General features: G+C 41.6%; 30 protein-coding genes. 3 read left to right on the top strand and 27 right to left on the bottom strand.

Annotated elements, in window-relative coordinates:
* Nucleotides 1-771: 771 nt before the first annotated feature.
* The 5 genes from ACXAH6_RS18395 to ACXAH6_RS18375 form a co-directional block, all read right to left on the bottom strand.
* Nucleotides 772-1251, bottom strand: a complete 480-nt coding sequence (locus ACXAH6_RS18395) for a hypothetical protein (RefSeq protein WP_474879219.1) — start codon at nucleotides 1249-1251, stop codon at nucleotides 772-774.
* 122 nt (nucleotides 1252-1373) lie between these two features.
* Nucleotides 1374-1739 (bottom strand): hypothetical protein, encoded by a 366-nt coding sequence (locus ACXAH6_RS18390; protein WP_474879218.1) that lies wholly within the window; start codon nucleotides 1737-1739, stop codon nucleotides 1374-1376.
* A 577-nt stretch (nucleotides 1740-2316) separates the two neighbouring features.
* Entirely contained in the window at nucleotides 2317-2679 is a 363-nt protein-coding gene (locus ACXAH6_RS18385) for a hypothetical protein (protein ID WP_474879216.1), read from the bottom strand.
* 115 nt (nucleotides 2680-2794) lie between these two features.
* Nucleotides 2795-3253 carry a hypothetical protein gene (locus ACXAH6_RS18380; RefSeq protein WP_474879215.1) on the bottom strand — a complete coding sequence of 153 codons (459 nt, stop codon included), beginning with the start codon at nucleotides 3251-3253 and terminating at the stop codon, nucleotides 2795-2797.
* Between the two features lie 125 nt (nucleotides 3254-3378).
* Nucleotides 3379-3717, bottom strand: a complete 339-nt coding sequence (locus ACXAH6_RS18375; protein ID WP_474879214.1) for a hypothetical protein — start codon at nucleotides 3715-3717, stop codon at nucleotides 3379-3381.
* 179 nt (nucleotides 3718-3896) lie between these two features.
* Between ACXAH6_RS18375 and ACXAH6_RS18370 the strand changes: the two genes are divergently transcribed.
* Both ACXAH6_RS18370 and ACXAH6_RS18365 read left to right on the top strand, forming a co-directional pair.
* Nucleotides 3897-4139 carry a type II toxin-antitoxin system ParD family antitoxin gene (locus tag ACXAH6_RS18370; protein WP_474879212.1) on the top strand — a complete coding sequence of 81 codons (243 nt, stop codon included), beginning with the start codon at nucleotides 3897-3899 and terminating at the stop codon, nucleotides 4137-4139.
* A complete protein-coding gene (locus ACXAH6_RS18365) occupies nucleotides 4136-4438 on the top strand; it encodes a type II toxin-antitoxin system RelE/ParE family toxin (RefSeq protein WP_474879210.1) in 303 nt (100 codons plus the stop codon). The genes ACXAH6_RS18370 and ACXAH6_RS18365 overlap by 4 nt, the downstream gene beginning before the upstream one ends.
* A 126-nt stretch (nucleotides 4439-4564) precedes the next feature.
* On the opposite strand, the gene ACXAH6_RS18360 is transcribed toward ACXAH6_RS18365, so the two are convergent.
* The 6 genes from ACXAH6_RS18360 to ACXAH6_RS18335 form a co-directional block, all read right to left on the bottom strand.
* Nucleotides 4565-4963: a hypothetical protein gene (locus ACXAH6_RS18360; RefSeq protein WP_474879208.1), complete on the bottom strand. Its 399-nt coding sequence runs from the start codon at nucleotides 4961-4963 to the stop codon at nucleotides 4565-4567.
* A gap of 154 nt (nucleotides 4964-5117) precedes the next feature.
* A complete protein-coding gene (locus ACXAH6_RS18355; RefSeq protein WP_474879206.1) occupies nucleotides 5118-5585 on the bottom strand; it encodes a hypothetical protein in 468 nt (155 codons plus the stop codon).
* A gap of 558 nt (nucleotides 5586-6143) precedes the next feature.
* On the bottom strand, nucleotides 6144-6491 hold the full coding sequence (locus tag ACXAH6_RS18350; RefSeq protein WP_474879204.1) for a hypothetical protein: 348 nt from the start codon (nucleotides 6489-6491) through the stop codon (nucleotides 6144-6146).
* Nucleotides 6492-6627: 136 nt separating this feature from the next.
* Nucleotides 6628-6939 carry a DUF5076 domain-containing protein gene (locus tag ACXAH6_RS18345; RefSeq protein ID WP_474879202.1) on the bottom strand — a complete coding sequence of 104 codons (312 nt, stop codon included), beginning with the start codon at nucleotides 6937-6939 and terminating at the stop codon, nucleotides 6628-6630.
* Nucleotides 6940-7058: 119 nt separating this feature from the next.
* Entirely contained in the window at nucleotides 7059-7658 is a 600-nt protein-coding gene (locus tag ACXAH6_RS18340) for a hypothetical protein (RefSeq protein WP_474879200.1), read from the bottom strand.
* A 121-nt stretch (nucleotides 7659-7779) separates the two neighbouring features.
* Nucleotides 7780-8259 (bottom strand): hypothetical protein, encoded by a 480-nt coding sequence (locus ACXAH6_RS18335; RefSeq protein ID WP_474879198.1) that lies wholly within the window; start codon nucleotides 8257-8259, stop codon nucleotides 7780-7782.
* Between the two features lie 186 nt (nucleotides 8260-8445).
* Here ACXAH6_RS18335 and ACXAH6_RS18330 point away from each other — a divergent pair, with 186 nt between their 5' ends.
* Complete coding sequence (locus tag ACXAH6_RS18330; RefSeq protein ID WP_474879196.1) at nucleotides 8446-8628, top strand: hypothetical protein; 183 nt, start codon at nucleotides 8446-8448, stop codon at nucleotides 8626-8628.
* 177 nt (nucleotides 8629-8805) lie between these two features.
* Here the strand turns inward: ACXAH6_RS18330 and ACXAH6_RS18325 are convergent, their stop codons facing one another.
* From ACXAH6_RS18325 to ACXAH6_RS18250, 16 genes are all read right to left on the bottom strand, one after another.
* A complete protein-coding gene (locus tag ACXAH6_RS18325; protein WP_474879195.1) occupies nucleotides 8806-9069 on the bottom strand; it encodes a hypothetical protein in 264 nt (87 codons plus the stop codon).
* Between the two features lie 1132 nt (nucleotides 9070-10201).
* Complete coding sequence (locus tag ACXAH6_RS18320) at nucleotides 10202-10636, bottom strand: energy transducer TonB (RefSeq protein ID WP_474879194.1); 435 nt, start codon at nucleotides 10634-10636, stop codon at nucleotides 10202-10204.
* 143 nt (nucleotides 10637-10779) lie between these two features.
* Nucleotides 10780-11124, bottom strand: coding sequence for a ribonuclease E inhibitor RraB (locus tag ACXAH6_RS18315; RefSeq protein WP_474879192.1), 345 nt, complete (start codon nucleotides 11122-11124; stop codon nucleotides 10780-10782).
* Between the two features lie 117 nt (nucleotides 11125-11241).
* A complete protein-coding gene (locus tag ACXAH6_RS18310) occupies nucleotides 11242-11541 on the bottom strand; it encodes a hypothetical protein (protein ID WP_474879191.1) in 300 nt (99 codons plus the stop codon).
* Nucleotides 11542-11666: 125 nt separating this feature from the next.
* Nucleotides 11667-12005: a hypothetical protein gene (locus ACXAH6_RS18305; RefSeq protein ID WP_474879190.1), complete on the bottom strand. Its 339-nt coding sequence runs from the start codon at nucleotides 12003-12005 to the stop codon at nucleotides 11667-11669.
* Nucleotides 12006-12577: 572 nt separating this feature from the next.
* Nucleotides 12578-12928, bottom strand: coding sequence for a hypothetical protein (locus tag ACXAH6_RS18300; protein WP_474879188.1), 351 nt, complete (start codon nucleotides 12926-12928; stop codon nucleotides 12578-12580).
* A 639-nt stretch (nucleotides 12929-13567) separates the two neighbouring features.
* Nucleotides 13568-14020 (bottom strand): hypothetical protein, encoded by a 453-nt coding sequence (locus tag ACXAH6_RS18295; protein WP_474879187.1) that lies wholly within the window; start codon nucleotides 14018-14020, stop codon nucleotides 13568-13570.
* Between the two features lie 123 nt (nucleotides 14021-14143).
* Nucleotides 14144-14482 (bottom strand): hypothetical protein, encoded by a 339-nt coding sequence (locus ACXAH6_RS18290; protein WP_474879185.1) that lies wholly within the window; start codon nucleotides 14480-14482, stop codon nucleotides 14144-14146.
* A 102-nt stretch (nucleotides 14483-14584) separates the two neighbouring features.
* Complete coding sequence (locus ACXAH6_RS18285) at nucleotides 14585-14956, bottom strand: hypothetical protein (protein WP_474879184.1); 372 nt, start codon at nucleotides 14954-14956, stop codon at nucleotides 14585-14587.
* A 130-nt stretch (nucleotides 14957-15086) separates the two neighbouring features.
* Complete coding sequence (locus ACXAH6_RS18280; protein WP_474879183.1) at nucleotides 15087-15578, bottom strand: hypothetical protein; 492 nt, start codon at nucleotides 15576-15578, stop codon at nucleotides 15087-15089.
* Between the two features lie 557 nt (nucleotides 15579-16135).
* Nucleotides 16136-16507: a hypothetical protein gene (locus ACXAH6_RS18275; RefSeq protein ID WP_474879182.1), complete on the bottom strand. Its 372-nt coding sequence runs from the start codon at nucleotides 16505-16507 to the stop codon at nucleotides 16136-16138.
* 1417 nt (nucleotides 16508-17924) lie between these two features.
* Nucleotides 17925-18185 (bottom strand): hypothetical protein, encoded by a 261-nt coding sequence (locus ACXAH6_RS18270; RefSeq protein WP_474879180.1) that lies wholly within the window; start codon nucleotides 18183-18185, stop codon nucleotides 17925-17927.
* A 131-nt stretch (nucleotides 18186-18316) separates the two neighbouring features.
* The gene (locus ACXAH6_RS18265; protein ID WP_464097352.1) at nucleotides 18317-18595 is read right to left on the bottom strand and encodes a DUF7684 family protein; all 279 of its coding nucleotides are present in this window, start codon (nucleotides 18593-18595) and stop codon (nucleotides 18317-18319) included.
* 112 nt (nucleotides 18596-18707) lie between these two features.
* Entirely contained in the window at nucleotides 18708-19007 is a 300-nt protein-coding gene (locus ACXAH6_RS18260) for a hypothetical protein (protein ID WP_474879178.1), read from the bottom strand.
* Between the two features lie 1000 nt (nucleotides 19008-20007).
* Entirely contained in the window at nucleotides 20008-20316 is a 309-nt protein-coding gene (locus ACXAH6_RS18255) for a hypothetical protein (RefSeq protein WP_474879176.1), read from the bottom strand.
* A 125-nt stretch (nucleotides 20317-20441) separates the two neighbouring features.
* Nucleotides 20442-20891 (bottom strand): hypothetical protein, encoded by a 450-nt coding sequence (locus ACXAH6_RS18250; protein WP_474879174.1) that lies wholly within the window; start codon nucleotides 20889-20891, stop codon nucleotides 20442-20444.
* Nucleotides 20892-21021: the final 130 nt, after the last annotated feature.

Genomic DNA, 21021 nt, shown 5'->3' with positions numbered 1-21021 from the left:
AAGAGCGTCCCCATGATGCCCTGAATGATCTGACACCATGGGAATATTTAACCAAGCATGAAATGGCCGAAATCTCTAATTATGGATGTAACTAATTAAGGGAGGTTTACACATCACTTAACACAAAGCCAGAAAAAAAGATCAATAAATAAGAAGCAAATCTCAAACCAGCACCTAACACCCCGCTGAGGGGCGAAAATACGTGGGCTATAATATCGAGCGAAGCGAGGACAGCCCACGTGTTTTTGTCCCAGCAAGCTCCGCTTGCGTCTACAGCGGTTTGTTATGTCGCGAACTCAAATATTGCACCAATTGCTATGATACCAAGTGCCAAATACAAACTTGTCAGAGCTTTAGCATTATCGTTTACAGACTCTTGAACTGAGTAGATTTCTAGCGAGTTTTGCTTTAAATCAATCAGGTAAGCTCCGCCAATTACAGCGACTATAAGCAGCATAGCAGGCCAGAACAGGATTTCGGAAACAAACGCAGAAACAATTAAACCCAAGCTCCAAATTGGTAACAGAGGCCCCAAAAACGTACTGGCCCTATAATGTTCTCTATAAATAGAGTTTCCACAGAACAAACATTTAAATCTGATTGTTCTAGATGCCAAAAGATTTTGTATGAAATTGAGTCTATGTTTGCACGGAGTCATAAAAACCTGAAAGTGACATAACACCCCGCTTAGGGGCAAAAATACGTGGGCTATAATACCGAGCGAAGCGAGGACAGCCCACGTGTTTTTGTCCCAGCAAGCTACGCTTGCGTCTACAGCGGTTTGTTATGCCAATCGTTCAATTCAACGAGAGAATCATTTTTAAAAGTAAATGCAGCTTTACCAAGTATTGATGGACAACACATAGCATCTGATAATGCGTACTCTTTCGTATTGATAACAATAACACTACCTTCGATTGTTAATTTATCGAAATCGACGCTGCGCCCATTGTCACCACCAACTTGAATAATATTTATTGGAATGGCATTACTATTTGTCACTTTGATTGCCGCCAGGAAGTAACGATAGTTATTCCCTGCGTTAAAACCTTCTATCGTGGTAAATGCAAGTAAATAACTTTCTCCATTGATAGTTACCGAATGAAACTTTCTAGCTTTTTTATATTCCACTGCATACTCGTCAACCACGTCCGACACTAACTTATCGAGAGCATTCGCAGCCACATCAGCTTCAGATGCCAAATCAGAGCTACTAATAAATAAACTAAAAAATAGAAAATAAAACTTCACTTAAACTCCATTGGCATAACGCCCCACTAAGGGGCAGTAATACGTAGGCTAAAATTAGGAGCGAAGCGACAGAGCCTACGTGTTACTGTCCCAGCGAGCCTGCGAGCGTCTACAGCGGTTTGTTATGTTTCATCACTGACATAGCTAATAAATACAAATTTTTCATAGCTAGAATTTTCGCCGTAAACTCGATTTAATTTGACCTTGACACCAATGTGTATTCCAACATTTTTGGGAAGTCGAACTCTGACCGGTTTATCTCTGTTTTCTAATTTCACATACAAGTAAAGTGTATGACCTTCATCGTGGAGTAATGCTTGATGATGAGTAGATACACCAATCAAAGTTTCTAGGTTATCCGGTTGATTGGATAAATACCAACTCACGACCACTAACAATAAGACGAAAATCAGAGCAAAAGGAGAATATTTAGAAACCCTTTCTTTGAGTATTTCTCGTTCCAGAATTCCATTACGATCTCTATTCATATAGATGAATCATCCAGAAACATAACGCTAAGCTAAGGGGCGCAAACGCGTGGGGCATAATAGCGCAGCTCCCCGCGTGTTTGTGTCCCAGCAGGCCGCGACAGCGGACTGCGACTTGAGCGTTTTGTTATGTGCTGAAACCATGACTTAAAACACCTCCCCTATGTTTTGGACTTATTTACCGCGAGTAAAAGGCGCAAGTGGTTAATGTAAAAACACAATGCGAAGCGCATTGCTAAAACCCCTAACCCACTCAAAATTACCGCGCTTACGATTAATACCCAGCTTGAAACTGTTGCGACCAACTTATTACGTCAGCACTGAAAATGCAATTTACTCCCATTATCTGGCCGACGAAAATCTAATTACCACTGAGGCTAAACACAAACAATGATTGTTGAATTCACCTTTGAGATAGATAAAACCGACACTTTAAAGTGACTAATTCAAACACGCACATAACACCCCGCTTAGGGGCAAAAACATGTGGGCTATAATTACGAGCGAAGCGAGGACAGCCCACATGTTTTTGTCCCAGCACGCCCCGCGTGCGTCTACAGCGGTTTGTTATGTGCGTTTATGCCAAGACCCCGTTAAAAACCAGACCAGGTACAAAGAAATAGAATGCAAATAACCCTGTACCTGTAAACGATAATGCCAGCACACAAAATAAAGCTTGAACAAAAAACACTGAGGGTTTAGCTGATGCGCTCTGCCTATAGGCTTCAATGGCTATGCCTATAGATTCTTTTATAGTTTTGTATTTACCGGTAAACCATGTAACTGCAGGGGCTATACTCGCAAAAACAAGTGCAAATGCGATCTCCATACCACCAAATTGAACCAAGAAAGCGATTTCTGGCAAGAATGCTGCAGCTACTAATACAGAGATACCAATAACAGCGCGTTGTAAGTTTGTTAATTCATCCCATGATTTCATAATATTCCTTTAAGCACATAACTTTTAAATAAGGGGCGCAGGCATGTGGGCTAAAATGCGAAGCAGCCCACGTGTATGCGTCCCAGCGAACGTAGTGAGTGACTTAATTTTTTTGTTATACGCGCCACTTTGATAATTCCTTGAACGCTTTTTCATTTTCTTTGTTTAATTTAGCGTAATTTGAGTGTTTAAAAAACTTAGGTCCAATATATCCATCCTCGTGGGTGAATGCGATTGACCACGCGAAATTTTTGGGAAAAATATGGAAGTCTTTAAGCCCTGCGTTTCCAGCAGGCTTTTGAGTTGAAACATAAATTTCTTTCTCATTTTCTCCAAAGTTATCCAACATGAGATAATAGCTAGTTGCAATGTGCTTTTCGAATTCTGCTGTTGCATCCGCATTCTGGTTGTCGCTATGGATTTCATCCCATAGATAAGATTTGCCACCTCTGATCCCTTTGAAAGAGGTCCGGTGGACACAAAAGACTTTGAGCCAATTTTGAGCGACTTTTAACGCAGCTTCATCCTTGAGGAGCTTGTAATCAGAAAGTCCTATTTCATCTGCTAAATTCATAATGTTACTCGCGCGTATAACACCCCGCTTAGGGGCAAAAATACGTGGGCTATAATATCGAGCGAAGCGAGGACAGCTCACGTGTTTTTGTCCCAGCACGCCCCGCGTGCGTCTACAGCGGTTTGTTATGTGTAATTGCCGACAAATGGCCCGTACAATTTGATACTGCCATCTAAACCATTGGATACCAATATATAATACGAGGATTCGTCCTTAGGTTTATACAATGTATAAGCTACACCATCTAAAACTAATTCATCTCGCAGAGCACACATTTCAGCTATACCCAAACTACCTCGTTTAAATTTTCTGTGAGAGACATTTTTCTCACTCAAGGAGCCACTTTGCACTTGATGTTTAACGAATTCGATTTCTAAATCACCACAATTGCGAACACGCACAGCATGAACATCAAAACTGCAAAGTATGGAGAACAGAACAACAGGAATAAATATTTTCATCATTACACATAACACCCACATAAGCGGCAGTAACACATGGGCTAAAATCCGAGCGAAGCGACAAAGCCCATGTGTTACTGTCCCAGCGAGCCTGCGAGCGGCTTAATGTGATTGTTATGCGCTATTGACTTATAACGCGCAAGTACCATAATTAGGTATATATTGGTACTTGGAGAAATCAGATGGCTAAAAACACCAGCATTACCCTTGGAGACCATTTTGATGGCTTTATTGCTAGCCAAATTCAAACTGGTCGGTATGGTTCAGCAAGCGAGGTGATTCGTTCAGCTCTTCGCTTGCTAGAAACACAGGAAACCAAATTAAACACTCTGCGTCAATTACTTGTAGCAGGTGAAGAAAGCGGCGAAACTGAATACGACCTTGAGAATCTGATATCAGAACTAGACGGTGAATTAAAAGAGTGAAACCCTTTACGTTAACCGTACTAGCAAAATCAGATCTAAAAGATATCGCATTGTTCACACAACGGAAATGGGGCCGAGAACAGCGTAATGTATATCTTAAACAATTCGACGATTCATTTTGGATGTTGTCTGAAAATCCCGATATTGGCAAAAGCTGCGACGAAATAAGAGATGGATACAGAAAATTCCCTCAAAGTAGCCATGTGATTTTCTACAAACAAACGGGCAGTCAGGAAATTCTGATCATAAGAATCCTTCATAAAAGTATGGATGTAAATCCTGTACGCTTTGGCGCATAACACCCCGCTTAGGGGCAAAAACATGTGGGCTATAATAACGAGCGAAGCGAAGACAGCCCACGTGTTTTTGTCCCAGCACGCCCCGCGTGCGTCTACAGCGGTTTGTTAGGCTGTTGTGCCACATTATTATGCATGTCCGTTAACGTGTAGTTCAAAAAATCGGTTATGTTTAGTGTTATACTTGAGATTGAAGAAACAACTACCTCCGTCCAATACATAATACAACTCTTTTTGTAGCTCTTCAGTTGATGGACCTGCGAACAAGCCAATTTCACTCTTAGTAGAAGGAGATTGAAGGCATAGCGCGTTAATAAAAACGATATCTTCAGTCAAATACTTATATTGAAACCGATAAAGCTCTTTTGGCTCAAACCTTGTGCCTGTTGAATCGAGGAAGTGCCATAACTTCATCTCAAAACCTTTATCCACCGGAAAACCAGTCTGTTTTCCGAGCGCAACCCATTGATTTGACCAACAGCAAAAAGAGGCCACTACAAGTAAAAAACCACAATTGTATTTTTTCATGCAAGAACTCCATTCCTAGCAATTCGCAACAGAAGCCTAATCACACGGCCTAACACCCCACTAAGGGGCAATAACACGTAGGCTAACGACAGAGCCTACGTGTTACTGTCCCAGCGAGCGAAGCGAGAGCCTTGAGTGGTTTGTTAGCTGCCATCTAATTTACGTCCTCGATCTTTTTTTGTAGCTCTAAACTTTCGCTTTCTAAAACTCCTGCCATAACAACGAAACTATCGTCTATTTTATTGATAATTAATAGATAAGCTTGATTATCTTCATATCCTTTTACAACAAAATCTCCGCCTGGCATATCAATAGTTCCATTGTACGGATGGTAAATGCCCGAATAACATGATGTGTATATAGCTTTAGTCGCATCAATTTTATTAGGTGGATTGCCTTTAAGTACCTTTTTCATCCTAAGTTTCAAACCACTGTCTGAACAGAATCGCTTGTTAAGGCATTCATCTATTCGGTGGTAGGTTTTTTCGATGTTTACGACTGCGACTATTGGATTTTCCAATGCTGACAATAGTAGCAATTCTTCTTTCGATGGTTCGTCATACAGCTGACACCCAATAGTGAAATTGGAATACAAAAGAAGTAAAAAAGTTAATATTTTCATGTGGCAGCTAACGCTAAGCTAAGGGGCACAAATGCGTGGGGCATAATAGCGAAGCGCCCCGCGTGTTTGTGTCCCAACAGGCCACGCCAGTGGAATGCGACTTAAGCGTTTTGTTATGTGGTGAAACCATGACTTAAAACACCTTCCCTATGTTTTGGTTTAATTTATCGCGAGTAAAATGCTCAAGAAGTTAATGTAAAAACACAATGCGAAGCGCTGTGCCAAATCCCCTAACCCAATTAAAATTGCCGCGTTTACGATTAATACAATACTAAAACCATTTAGCTCAACTTATTACGACAGCACTTAAAATGCAATTTACTCGTAACATCTAGCCAAACCAAAAACGTTTTTTGCATAGATTAAAAACAAACATTGGTTGAAGAATTTACCTGCGAACTATCAAAAAACGACGACTTTAAAGTGACTAATTCAAACACGCACATAACACCTAAATATGGGGCGCAAACATGTAGGCGATAATGGCGAAGCCGCCTACGTGTTTGTGTCCCAGCCCGCCTGCGGGCGACATGATTTTTTTGTTAGGTGCTTGCGCCATTACCACACTACAACTTTTCTTGGCTCTAAGCCATTAACCATACAACTACCCAAAACTAGTTCCCCGCGTTCAGCAGCTGCGAATGCTTCTTCTGTAGGAAATCCCATCACATAGGGCACAATTTTTGGTGGTCCATCCAGGTCGATAAAAGTGATGTCTAAAGGAATAAGCGTCGAAACAATGAATGCAAACCAAGCGATACTTTTAGTGTTTTGATTTCTGATAAACATGAAAGCAGCAATAAAAATAAATAAGCACAAAAAGCCTAGATTACGGTAAGCCAGAAAGCTCCATAAGATGCTGCTGAGAACAAGAATTGTATTTGCTTTTTTACTTTGAAAAATCATTTTAATCTAAACCGGCACCTAACACCCCGCTTAGGGGCAAAAATACGTGGGCTATAATACCGAGCAGAGCGAGGACAGCCCACGTGTTTTTGTCCCAGCACGCCCCGCGTGCGTCTACAGCGGTTTGTTATGTGCGTTACTCAACATATCCCCCGGTAATTGTACCTCGAGGCAAGTCCGTATGTTTGAGTAAAGACCTAGTAATTTGGGCTATTGTCTCTTTCTTATCCCATCCATGACTTTGCTCCATACCATTGGCTATATGTCGTATTGTATCGGCGAGCAGTTCCCCCCAAGCATTACGTTCATCAACGTCGCAGTCTTCTGCGTCTTCCCACATGCCAAGTAATAGAGATACATATAGTTCGTCATGTGCTAACCAAATTCTCATCATTTCAGTGGCTTTCTCATCACCACCTACTTCAATTGGAATTCTTAATTCCCTCATAAACTAAATATCCTTAAAGCACATAACGCTAAGCTAACGGGCACAAACATGCGGCTAAAATGGCGAAGCCGCCGCGTGTTTGTGTCCCAGTGACCCTAGGGAACGAGTTAAGCGCATTGTTAGCTCCCCACGTACGATCTTAATAAGCGCATTTTATAAATTGGCGAAGATTTTTCGCTAATTCCAGCAGCGAAGAGAGTTTCCATGTGGACATCAATTTCTTGTACAGAAATCCCGCTGTTGAGGTGCTTAAATAAAAGACCATAATAGTGGGCCATCCCATCGATTAACAAGTGCTTATCGTATGAAAAAACTGTGGGGGTAATAAAAGAGGCCAATGAATTGGATGTATTTTCCAAGATCGCTTTTTCATGACCTCCCATAAATTCTATGCGCGATTGCAATAATGTTAAAACTGCTTTTGCCTCTGGGCTGCCTTCTCCGATATTTGCTTTAAACCCCGAATGAACTGAGTTACTGAAGAGCATGAACTGAATATTTAACGCGTTGAGACTTTCCACTTCTTGTTGTAGTTCCCACATCGATTTATGTACGACACCCCATTGGATGCTTATTGAATTTTCCCAGCCTGCTTTTCCGATTAGAAATCCCAACGAAAAATCATTGTCTGAAGGTTTAAGTAATCGAGACATAGAACCATCGCTACTGGTTTCAGTGTAACCGCCCTGTTTCATCTCTTTAATTAGTTTAGATTTCACAAAACAACCTCGACGTTTCCAGGAGCTAACACCCCGCTTAGGGGCAAAAATACGTGGGCTATAATAATGAGCGAAGCGAGGACAGCCCACGTATTTTTGTCCCAGCACGCACCGCGTGCGTCTACAGCGATTTGTTATGCCAATCGTTCAATTCAACGAGAGAATCATTTTTAAAAGTAAATACTGCTTTTCCAAGTATTGATGGACAACACATAGCATCTGATAATGCGTACTCTTTCGTATTGATAACAATAACACTACCTTCGATTGTTAATTTATCGAAATCGACGCTGCGCCCATTGTCACCACCAACTTGAATAATATTTATTGGAATGGCATTACTATTTGTCACTTTGATTGCCGCCAGGAAGTAACGATAGTTATTCCCTGCGTTAAAGCCTTCAATCGTGGTAAATGCGAGTAAATAACTTTCTCCATTGATAGTTACTGAGTGAAACTTTCTGGCTTTTTTATATTCCATTGCATACTCGTCAACCACTTCCGACACTAACTCATCAAGAGCATTCACTGCCACATCAGCTTCAGATGCCAAAACAGAGCTACTGATAAATAAACTAAAAAATAGAAAACAAAACTTCACTTAAACTCCATTGGCATAACGCTAAGCTAAGGGGCGCAAACGCGTGGGGCATAATAGCGAAGTGCCCCGCGTGTTTGTGTCCCAGCAAGCCGCGCCAGCGGATTGCGTCTTAAGCGTTTTGTTATGTGCTGAAACCATGAGTTAAAACACCTTCCCTATGTTTTGGACTTATTCACCGCGAGTAAAATGCGCAAGTGGTTAATGTTAAAGCTTGATGCGAAGCGCATTGCTAAATCCCCTAACCCACTCAAAATTGCCACGTTTACGATTAATACAATACTAAAACTATTTAGCCCAACTTATTACGACAGCACTGAAAATGCAATTTGCTTCCAATATCTAGCCAACGAAAACCTAGTTGCTACTTAGGCTAAACACAAACAATGATTATTGAATGTACCTTTGAGATAGATAAAACCGACACTTTAAAGTGACTAATTCAAACACGCACATAACGCCCTAATTTGGTGGCACAAACATGTGGGCTACACTGCGAAGCAGAGCCCGCGTGTTTGTGTCCCCAACATTTGATTGTTAGGTGCGTGCTTACCAAAACCATAGATTTTGACCATTTGTTGCCCCAACAGAAAAATCATATTTACCAGCAAGAGCGTCATCCACTCCGTCCATTAACTCTGCTATTTTTCCAGAGCCAATATCTAATTTTAGTTTCCCGCAATCGTCAGATAACAACCATTGGGAATCATCGCTTGATTTAACAATTACTAATTTATTTTGCATTGTCTTTTTTAGTGTTGAAGACGCTATATAAGGATCCGGTGCATCTAATACCAATGTTCGTTTTTTCATGGACTCTGAATCTAAGAAGACTGATAGAAGCTCATTGAGACTTTTATATCCTTCTGAATCACAGCTCATGTGCCAGCCAGGAAAGCTTTTCGCCTGTGGCTCATATCGCCAAATAGCGATGTTTCCAGATTTTGATCAATCATGAATGTCCACAAAAGCACCTAACGCTAAGCTAAGGGGCACAAACGCGTGGGGCATAATAGCGAAGCGCCCCGCGTGTTTGTGTCCCAGCAGGCCGCGACAGCGGACTGCGACTTAAGCGTTTTGTTATGTGCTGAAACCATGAATTAAAACACCTTCCCTATGTTTTGGTTTAATTTACCGCGAGTTAAATGCGCTAATGGTTAATGTTAAAGCTTGATGCGAAGTGCATTATAAAAATCCCTAACACGCTTAAAATTGCCGCGTTGACGATTAATACCCAGCTTGAAACTGTTGCGACCAACCTATTACGTCAGCACTGAAAATGCAATTCACTCCCAATATCTAGCCAACGAAAATCTAATTACCACTGAGGCTAAACACAAACATTGATTGTTGAATTCACCTTTGAGATAGATAAAACCGACACTTTAAAGTGACTAATTCAAACACGCACATAACGCCCGCATAACGGGCAAAAACACGTGGGCTACAATTTCAAGCGAAGCGCCAAGGAGCCCACGTGTTTTTGTCCCCAGCGAGCGCAGCGAGTGGTTAATGCGTTTGTTATATCTCGACTTTCTACTTACTAAACTTTTTAACGATGTCTTTAGTCCAGAAAAAGATAACCAATATAAACAAAGCTGACTTAACCAATAACTTACTAAAAAAAACTAATTTGCCATCTGCAATGTCTACAAGAATTGCGGAGCCGTACTTGGAATACATATAAAACTGGCCACTCGCAGCATCTAACCAAACGGAGCATATATAGATTGATAAAGCCACAACAAGACTGAACTGAATCAGTAAACTAAGTTCCCTTTTCATCCTGGCCAAAATTTAAATACTCCGAATTTTATAGAGAGATATAACATCCCGCTTAGGGGCAAAAATACGTGGGCTATAATATCGAGCGAAGCGAGGACGGCCCACGTGTTTTTGTCCCAGCACGCCCCGCGTGCGTCTACAGCGGTTTGTTATGTGAACGCTATTCGCACGCCATAGTTGCCTGTTGCTTACACTTTAAAATAGATTCTTCCTCTGTACTTCCACCCATACAGAAGTCTAGTCTCAATAGCTTTTCTTCCCGGCTTGGGGATTTGCCCGTAGCCAACGTCCAATCCCAATCTTGGATAACTTTCGTTACCGGCTCAGAAATAACCTTTTTAGGAACTGAACTTATAAGTTCGATACTTTCGGTTGAACCACTTTCGTCGACTATCACCTTAAATATTCCGCAACCAGCAATGCCTTTCATTGCCAACTCGACGGGATAACGTGGCATAAATTGCTTCTCCCTGAGCCAAGTGCTTTCGTCATTGGTTGGATTCAGATGCGTTAACTCTACTGATGCATAATTACCTGCGGCGATTACACCAGTTAACAGAAAATAGGTGACGAAAAGTAATTTCTTGTAGTTCATAAAACCTTCCTGAGTAAGTTCACATAACGCCCCGCTTAGGGGCAAAAATACACAGGCCAAACTTAGGAGCGAAGCGACTGGGGCCTGTGTGTTTTTGTCCCAGTGAGCGCCAGCGAACGACTACAGCGGATTGTTATGTGCGTTTACCACTTGCCGACACCCCACGAATTACAAAACCCACCAACACATGCAGTTTTATTTGTCATTTCTGTTTGGCATGAAATGATGAATTCATAATTTAGCTTGGTTGGTATTCTTAACTGTAAAAAACCAACCCCTTTACCATTACCTAGATCGTGTTCTGGGTGTTCTGGTTCGAACACTTCGAATTCCCCCAAAGTTTCAGATAAATAACAAAATTCGTCTTTGGTTAGTGGCCAATGATCAAAGTCAATATTTACGTCAATGATATAGACTTTTTCGAAGTCGAATCCATTTTTTTCAAGAGATCTAAATACATCTCCATCTGCATCATTTGGCCAGTTCATTCAGACTCCACAAAGCACATAACACCCCAAGAAGGGGCAATTACACGTGGGCTATAATACGGAACGAAGTGACGGGAGCCCACGTGTAATTGTCCCGCTTGCTTGGTTTGTTATGTTTTACACGCCGCCGTGCAGAGCTACCCAATACATTAAACCAATAAATGTGGAAAGTGGTACAGCCAATAATATGCTTGCAGTAGCTTGTATACGACTGTGCCCTTTAATTAAAGCCCCCCCCCCTATTACTACGGCAATTATAGATATTGGGAATGCTGACAAAGCAATGTAAGGCGGCAACTCATGCAAAGTATTTTCAGCATTCGGTGTGGCGAATTCCCAAGATACAAAAGTGAATGTAATTCCAATTACCCACCCGGCTACGGAAGTTTTGAGCGCCATTCGACCAAAATTTCTCATTTAGTTACCATGAAACATAACACCCCGCTTAGGGGCAAAAATACGTGGGCTATAATACCGAGCAAAGCGAGGACAGCCCACGTGTTTTTGTCCCAGCACGCCCCGCGTGCGTCTACAGCGGTTTGTTATGTGTAATTGCCGATAAATGGTCCGTACAATTTAATACTGCCATCTAAACCATTGGATACCAATATATAATACGAGGTTTCGTCCTTAGGTTTATACAACGTATAAGCCACACCATCTAAAACTAATTCACCTCGCAAACCACACATTTCAGCTGTCCCCAAGCTGCCTTGTTTAAATTTTCTGTGAGAGACATTGTTCTCATTCAAGGAGCCACTTAGCAATTGATGTTTAATGAATTCGATTTCTAAATCATCGCAATTGCGTATACCAACTGAAACAGCATTAAAACTACACAACATGGCTATCAAAACGACTGGTGATAATATTTTCATCATTACACATAACGCTAAGCTAAGGGGCGCAAACGCGTGGGGCATAATAGCGAAGCGCCCCGCGTGTTTGTGTCCCAGCAGGCCGCGACAGCGGACTGCGACTTGAGCGTTTTGTTATGTGCTGAAACCATGACTTAAAAAACCTTCCCTATGTTTTGGTTTAATTTATCGCGAGTAAAATGCGCAAGTGGTTAATGTTAAAGCTTGATGCGAAGTGCGTCATAAAAGCCCCCAACACACTTTAAATTACCGCGTTTACGATTAATACAATACTAAAACTATTTAGCCCAACTTATTACGACAGTACTGAAAATGCAATTTACTCACAAAATCCAGCCAAACAAAAAAACGGGGATTTACGTAGGTGAAACACAAACGATGGTTGTTAAATTCACCTTTGAGATAGATAAAACCGACACTTTAAAGTGACTAATTCAAACACGCACATAACACCCCGCTTAGGGGCAAAAATATGTGGGCTATAATAACGAGCGAAGCGAGGACAGCCCACGTGTTTTTGTCCCAGCACGCTCCGCGTGCGTCTACAGCGGTTTGTTAGCGGACATTGCTAAAAACTACCCCAGATTCTTGTTGACTACAAATTGATAAGCAAATGCTAAAACAATTGCAACCACGCCAACTACGTTTAATACCTTTGCCATTTTCTTATAAAAGAATTCATTGTCTCGTTTATCGTAGTGATCAACTACGACTAACACTGCATTTAAAGCACCGCTAATGAGTCCGACAACAAACGATATAAGAGATACACCTGACAACTCGACTGGTTCAGCGCCCCTTACACCAGGGAATACCAAACTCCCCTTAATCAAGGCATAAAAACAAAGGCCCAAGAGGAAAACTGCCCATATAATATTGAAAATACGAGTGGGTTTAGGGATTTTATTCGAAGAATACTCGTCCATGCTCTCTCTTGTCCGCTAACACCCCGCTTAGGGGCAAAAATACGTGGGCTATAATACCGAGCGAAGCGAGGACGGCCCACGTGTTTTTGTCCCAGCACGCCCCGCGTGCGTCTACAGCAGTTTGTTAGGAGACATGCTTATTATCTCCTTGTTTTTGTAGCCGACTTTTGTTGCTACGAATATTACAACACAAGAAATTAATGCATCCATGACGAATGTGGTTGATGAATATAGTTCGCCAATAAAAAATGTAATTAAAACAGTAGAAATTAAACAGCTACAAATATAAATGATAATGGCGTGCTGGTAAGGTTTTGAATTTACTCCCCTCGCTAACAACCAAAAAACAACGAAAGTTAATATGCTACTCACAAGGTACGATGTTGTAATGAACGTAACATCCGTTACGGGCACTCCAAACCTTCCAAATACTAAAACCAATACTGCAACGCCTACTGCAGGGAAAAGGGTTGATAGAGGGATAAACAAAAATATCCTTTTGAACTGCAACATTCCTTTGTCTCCTAACACCCCGCTTAGGGGCAAAAATACGTGGGCTATAATATCGAGCGAAGCGAGGACGGCCCACGTGTTTTTGTCCCAGCAAGCTCCGCTTGCGTCTACAGCGGTTTGTTAGGTTTAAATCTCTGAATAATACACATCGATTTTATGACTTGTTGCTAAATAATTATCTGACTTCTTAGTAAAACAAACGTTGCGAACTTCTTTTTCTTCATAGTCTTCACCGCCAACTTTGGTCTCCGATATCGTAGTAGATGTTGCGCAAAAATCATTTGCAGAGATAACTTCAATTTCCGTATTTTCAGGCGTGGAGTGAGGGGTTGAATTTGCAACTTTCATACTTTTCATTACGGCTAGCATTTGTTTTCCCGTTACTTCCCTACTTTCAGACCCCATGCCAGGAACATGCAATGTTTGAACAATCTTATATTGCTTAGCTAGCCAAGGTTCATATTCTTCAACGGAGTTACTCATGTACGAATTTTCAAATTCAAGGTAAGTGGACATTAAGTCACCATTGGCAAAAGCACTTGGACAAATTAAAGCTAAAAACGACATCCAGAATTTCAAATTTTACTCCTTTAAACCTAACGCTAAGCTAAGGGGCACAAACGCGTGGGGCATAATAGCGAAGCGCCCCGCGTGTTTGTGTCCCAGCAGGCCGCCCCAGCGGACTGCGACTTAAGCGTTTTGTTATGTGCATTTCTCAAAAGGAACTCGAGCTACTCTAATACTGCCATCTGTTCTAAACCCACAAAAACTGTTCAAACCACATTCGAATGTTACCTGCCTAATGCGGGTGGTTCCAATACACAATTCAAACTCCCGGCCATGCTGAATAACCTTAGTTACTTTTGATTTATCTATAATCAAACGCTCAACAGGAAAAGAGTTGATTGGACCAACTAGTAATCCTTTATCCAAAGCATTTAAAAGCTTTTCACAGTCGCTCGTAGTGCATAGATCATTTTCTGATGCGAAAATGCTAGAAGAATAAAGTATCGAAAAAATAAATAATCTCAAAGTTTTCATTTGCACATAACACCCAGCTTAGGGGCAAAAATGCGTGGGCTATAATAACGAGCGAAGCGAGGACGGCCCACGTGTTTTTGTCCCAGCACGCCCCGCGTGCGTCTACAGCGGTTTGTTATGCGTTTCCTTTGCAATTAAAAAACCTACTGACAGCGACCCAAACACCACAAAAAGGTGTGTCCAATAAATCGGATAGTTAAATGGATACATTAAAACGATTTGGCTTATTAATAGCGGTACAAGCAAGCTCTTTAGCAGTGAACCAGCAAAAAACCTTGTATGGATAAACGCTAACATCATTGCCAAAAAACCAAACCCAAGGAATTGAATAACAAGCAGGTCCCACATCCACATAAAATTTGCAAAGGATTGGGGCATTGCAAAGGCTGCTGTGAATCCAGTGAAGTATGAACCCACTTTAGCCAACACCAAGCCTGAAATAAAGGCTGTAATAATTGAAATTCCACTTTTCATTTCTCGAAGCCTCCTAGACGCATAACACCCCGCTTAGGGGCAAAAATACGTGGGCTATAATATCGAGCGAAGCGAGGACAGCCCACGTGTTTTTGTCCCAGCACGCCCCGCGTGCGTCTACAGCGGTTTGTTATGCGATTTTTAATAACAACCTTGTTCTTTCAATGTTAGATGTTTTTGATTTGCCATCTAAGGACTCCCGAAGCGACATTTGTTCCTGTGCGTCTAGCACTGATTGTGAACTCAGCAGTGCTTTTGAGGTACCAAGTGTTGAATACCATTCTTCTGAATACGTTGAAATAAATTGAGACATAGCCGACGCACATTTCTCTATAGAGCTTGGTTCTTCAGTGTATTCAAATTTAGCTACTTCATTAAGTTCCTTCTCGATTGGCCCAAATAACGCAACAAATTCCAACTCAGAGTTTAATGGCCTGACACACGTGTGAATTCTAAAAAATGGACCAAAAGTGAATTTGTGTATATGAATAAATTGAACCAAATGCTCTCGTTCTCTGACCCAGAACGTTGGCTTGGTTCGCATAAAACCACGTGCCTTGATTTGATTAGTAAGCCTTCTTAAGACTTTATCTGCATTGGAACGTTCTAATTTTTTATCCATGTCCCACCAATCGCATAACGCCAAGCTAAGGGGCGCAAACGCGTGGGGCATAATAGCGAAGCGCCCCGCGTGTTTGTGTCCCAGCAAGCCGCGCCAGCGGATTGCGCCTTAAGCGTTTTGTTATGTGCTGAAACCATGATTTAAAACACCTTCCCGATGTTTTGGACTTATTTACCGCGAGTAAAATGCGCAAGTGGTTAATGTAAAAACACAATGCGAAGCGCATTGCTAAATCCCCTAACCCACTTAGAACTGACGCGTTAACGATTAATACCCAACTTAAAACTGTTGCGACCAACTTATTACGACAGCACTGAAAATGCAATCTACTCGAAATATCTAGCCAAACGGAAAACGGTTTTCACCTAGGTTAAACACAAACAATAATTGTTGGATTAACAGAGGATTTGGCTAAAGCCGACACTTTAAAGTGACTAATTCAAACACGCACATAACGCTAAGCTAAGGGGCGCAAACGCGTGGGGCATAATAGCGAAGCGCCCCGCGTGTTTGTGTCCCAGCAGGCCGCGCCAGCGGACTGCGACTTAAGCGTTTTGTTATGTATTCTTAGCCGATACAACATTTATTGCTCTCTCATATATCTCCTGCAACTCTACAATTGAGATATTTAATTTGTAAATACTATCCTCAAATTCGACTGATATAGATGCCAAATTTTCCGATAAAGAGATTCTAGATAAGAAGTCGTCTGTAGTTGGACCAAAATTGAACCAGAAATTATCTGGATTTATTCTTTGATTTTTTAACTGATTAAGTTCGAATTTTAATCGGCTGATTGTTGATGGCGGATATGCCATATTATCTACGACAGTTAAACGCACGCCACAAAACCAGATATCAAAACGAATCAATCCACCTTTGATTTCATTTCCTATGTCGAATAGGACGGTTCCCTTATTTCCTATCAAGTTTCAGATTCCTTGAATACATAACACCCCGCTTAGGGGCAAAAATACGTGGGCTATAATAACGAGCGAAGCGAGGACAGCCCACGTGTTTTTGTCCCAGCAAGCTCCGCTTGCGTCTACAGCGGTTTGTTATGTGCCATGCTTTTTAAACCTGATCAGTTGATGCTCTTTTTTTAATGGAAGTATTAACGTGATGACAAGTGTAAATAAAAAGGCAATAGCTACCCCGCCCCACAGCAAAATCGTACTCGCTTCTTTAAAAGCTGTAATGCTGATAAAGATGACTCCTAATTGCGAGATCAATACTACCAATAAAAACAATAAACCTCGACGTAATGTGAATTGGGTTCCACATTTATCGCACCTTATCGGGAGCTCAAAGTACATTAATGATTTCTTTAGAGCCGAAATACCGTTTTTCTTACAGTGTGGGCAGCGCATCAATTGCCTCCGGCACATAACGCTAAGCTAAGGGGCGCAAACGCGTGGGGCAAAATAGCGAAGCGCCCCGCGTGTTTGTGTCCCAGCAAGCCGCCCCAGCGGATTGCGTCTTAAGCGTTTTGTTATGTGCTGAAACCATGACTTAAAACACCTTCCCTATGTTTTTGACTTATTTATCGCGAGTAAAATGCGCAAGTGGTTAATGTTAAAACTCAATGCGAAGCGCATTGCTAAATCCCCTAACCCACTCAAAATTGCCGCGTTTACGATTAATACAATACTAAAACTATTTAGCCCAACTTATTACGGCAGCACTGAAAATGCAATTTACTCGTAACATCTAGCCAAACCAAAAACGTTTTTTGCATAGATTAAAAACAAACATTGGTTGCAGAATTTACCTGCGAACTATCAAAAAACGACAACTTTAAAGTGACTAATTCAAACACGCACATAACACCCCGCTTAGGGGCAAAAATACGTGGGCTATAATACCGAGCGAAGCGAGGACAGCCCACGTGTTTTTGTCCCAGCACGCACCGCGTGCGTCTACAGCGGTTTGTTAGGTGGTATGTTTAGCAAGACGCCGTTTTTGTAAAATGGTTACTGGTACGAGAGCTACCCCAAAAAACATAATGAAGGAATAAATTGCAATAACCAGTGAGTCTAAATTTACCCCAAAAATAACACCATTCATGAAAACTCGATAATGAATAACACCCACAACTACGCAACTAAACAAGAAAATAAGCACTGGCAGCGATTTTAATGGGAGCTTCCTGGCGCAATAAAGTAAAAGCGTAAATATACCCAAACTCAATAAAACAAAGAATGTCGAAATCACGCTACCACCTAACACCCCGCTTAGGGGCAAAAATACGTGGGTTATAATAACGAGCGAAGCGAGGACGGCCCACGTGTTTTTGTCCCAGCACGCCCCGCTTGCGTCTACAGCGGTTTGTTATATTCCAATCCACTACATTACATTGCAGTAAGTAACAGTAAAGATATCTTTTGAATTTTTAGTTAATTCAACGACCATCATTGATGGGATGTTTTCACCTTTGAACATTAGCGCCTTTTTATTGTTTTCTATATCTGATGCTTGAATTGGTTGACCTAGTGCTTTAGTAAGCTCTGTTTCAGATTTACCAATTGGAGCTTGAGAACATGGATCAACATCTTGCTGTGAACAACCAACAATAATAAGAATTGCTAATATTAAAAAATACCTCACTGATCCTCCTTGGAATATAACACCCGCATAACGGGCAAAAACACGTAGGCTAAAATTGGAGCGAAGCGACTGAGCCTACGTGTTTTTGTCCCCAGCGAGCGTAGCGAGTGGTTAATGCGCTTGTTATACGCTTACACCTCAACCACATTAATATTGTTAGACCCACCAGTAGTCATGTGTTCTGCCATATTAATGACTTCATCTAATGACTCTGCTGGATGACTTGTTGTTGTAATATACTTGGGATTACTCCCATCTCCTATTGCCAACTCATCCATGGCTTCTTCCCAACTTTCACAATCTAAGCCTACGAAGCAAATTAACTCACAACCCTGGTTTATTAAAGAAAGTAGAAAATCCTCACTTTCGGCTGAATACTTTTTATTTGAAAGTAGCACTATCTTTTTCATGGCGTATAACACCCCGCTTAGGGGCAATAACACGTGGGCTAAAATTTGGAGCGAAGCGACTGAGCCCACGTGTTATTGTCCCAGGGAGCTTGCGACCGACTACAGCGGTTTGTTATGTGCGTGCAGAAAACTGCCTTTTGTTTTGCACCATTTTGCACGAAAAATAGATGGTAATAATAGGGCAAATAAGCAGTGCTTTGTATGAAAAAGTAACTGGGTATGTATCCGGTAACCACAGGCCGAGAGCTATAGCAAAAAGAACCGAAGTAATGCCTAAACAGCAAAAGGTTAATAGGGAATATAGAGCAATTCCTAACAGAGCACGAGGCATAGGCAAAATTGCTTTTTGAATGAGCTTGTATCCTGTAATGAAAAACCCAACAGTTATCAGGTTGGCAAAAAATAAATCCATTTAAGCATTCCTATTAGCACATAACGCTAAGCTAAGGGGCGCAAACGCGTGGGGCATAATAGCGAAGCGCCCCGCGTGTTTGTGTCCCAGCAGGCCGCGACAGCGGACTGCGACTTAAGCGCTTTGTTATGTGCTGAAACCATGATTTAAAACACCTTCCCTATGTTTTGGTTTAATTTACCGCGAGTTAAATGCGCTAGTGGTTAATGTAAAAACACAATGCAAAGTGCATTGTTAAATCCCCTAACCCACTCAAAATTGCCGCGTTTACGATTAATACAATACTAAAACTATTTAGCCCAACTTATTACGACAGCACTGAAAATGCAATTTGCTTCCAATATCTAGCCCCGAAAAAAGTTTTTTACTTAGGTTAAACACAAACAATGATTGCCGGATTAGCCTACGAATTGACTACAACAGACAACTTTAAAGCGACTAATTCAAACACGCACATAACGCTAAGCTAAGGGGCACAAACACGTGGGGCATAATCGCGAAGCGCCCCGCGTGTTTGTGTCCCAGCAAGCCGCGCCAGCGGATTGCGTCTTAAGCGTTTTGTTATGTGCTGAAACCATGAGTTAAAACACCCTTCCTATGTTTTGGACTTATTTACCGCGAGTAAAAGGCGCAAGTGGTTAATGTGAAAACACAATACAAAGTGCTGTGCCAAATCCCCTCGCCCACTCAAAATTGCCGCGTTTACGATTAATATGATACTAAAACTATTTAACCCAACTTATTACGACAGCACTGAAAATGCAATTTACTCGTAAAAGCTAGCCAGTGAAAAACGAATTGCTACTTAAGCTAAACACAAACAATGATTGTTGAGTTAATCTTTGAACTGAATAAAACCGACACTTTAAAGTGACTAATTCAAACACGCACATAACACCCCGCTTAGGGGCAAAAATACGTGGGCTATAATACCGAGCGAAGCGAGGACGGCCCACGTGTTTTTGTCCCAGCAAGCTCCGCTTGCGTCTACAGCGGTTTGTTATGTGCTATCTGAGTGCCTCAGCTTGCGGGCTATTTCTTCAAATTCCTCCGCGGTATAGCCACACAATAGGGGCATTTCCCAATTAAAAAATTTTTCGTTCGTTACTGCATGCATAATCAAAGTCGCTACACCAACTGTCTCTTCGGGAGAAATTATTCCCCCAGCGTATTCTTCTTTGACCTTTGTGGCTATAACTTGGCTAACATTGTCTACAATGGCATTCGTTATTACTAAATCTGAGTTTTCCTCACACTCAACCAAAGCAGCGGATATTGCTTTAATCAAACGTGAATTCAAATCGTGCATTAAAGCCTCCACGGCACATAACGCCCGCATAACGGGCAAATGTACGTAGGCTATAATACCGAGCGACGCGAGGGGAGCCTACGTACATTTGTCCCCCGCGAGCGTAGCGAGTGTTAATGCGTTTGTTATGTATCGTTCTTACTACGAAGAAACAGTGAGACTACCATTACTAGAGATAATAGGATTAAAGCAAACCCAGTTTCTTTATCTGAGTTTTCGACATCTTCTAGCGAATAAATATCTCTTCCCTCCAATTCAAACTGATATGCTGATTGTGATTCTGCTGATTCAGATAGCACTGATGCCACCGCGCTTTTACCAACCAGAGAATTCTTCTTTTCGTCACAGTTCGTTCGAAAGGAAAATTCCTCTAACAAACTGATGTGGCGAAGTCCATCAACTGTTTCAAGCTGCAAGCTTGGTGAACCATCTTTACTTCCTGATGCACAATTAATAGATTTGATAACTCCTGTGATACTGAACAGGTGCTTGTCGGATATTGTATCCCGATTCAGTTTATGGACACCCAAAACTAACAAAAGAACTGTCAGTATTAACCAGCCTACATTCTTCAAAGCTTCACCATAGATACATAACACCCCGCTTAGGGGCAAAAATACGTGGGCTATAATAACGAGCAAAGCGAGGACAGCCCACGTGTTTTTGTCCCAGCAAGCTCCGCTTGCGTCTACAGCGGTTTGTTAT

Source organism: Alteromonas sp. ABE4_545 (assembly GCF_056161325.1).
The sequence above is the reverse complement of the archived record's forward strand: the minus strand, read 5'-3'. Positions and strand labels throughout refer to the sequence as shown.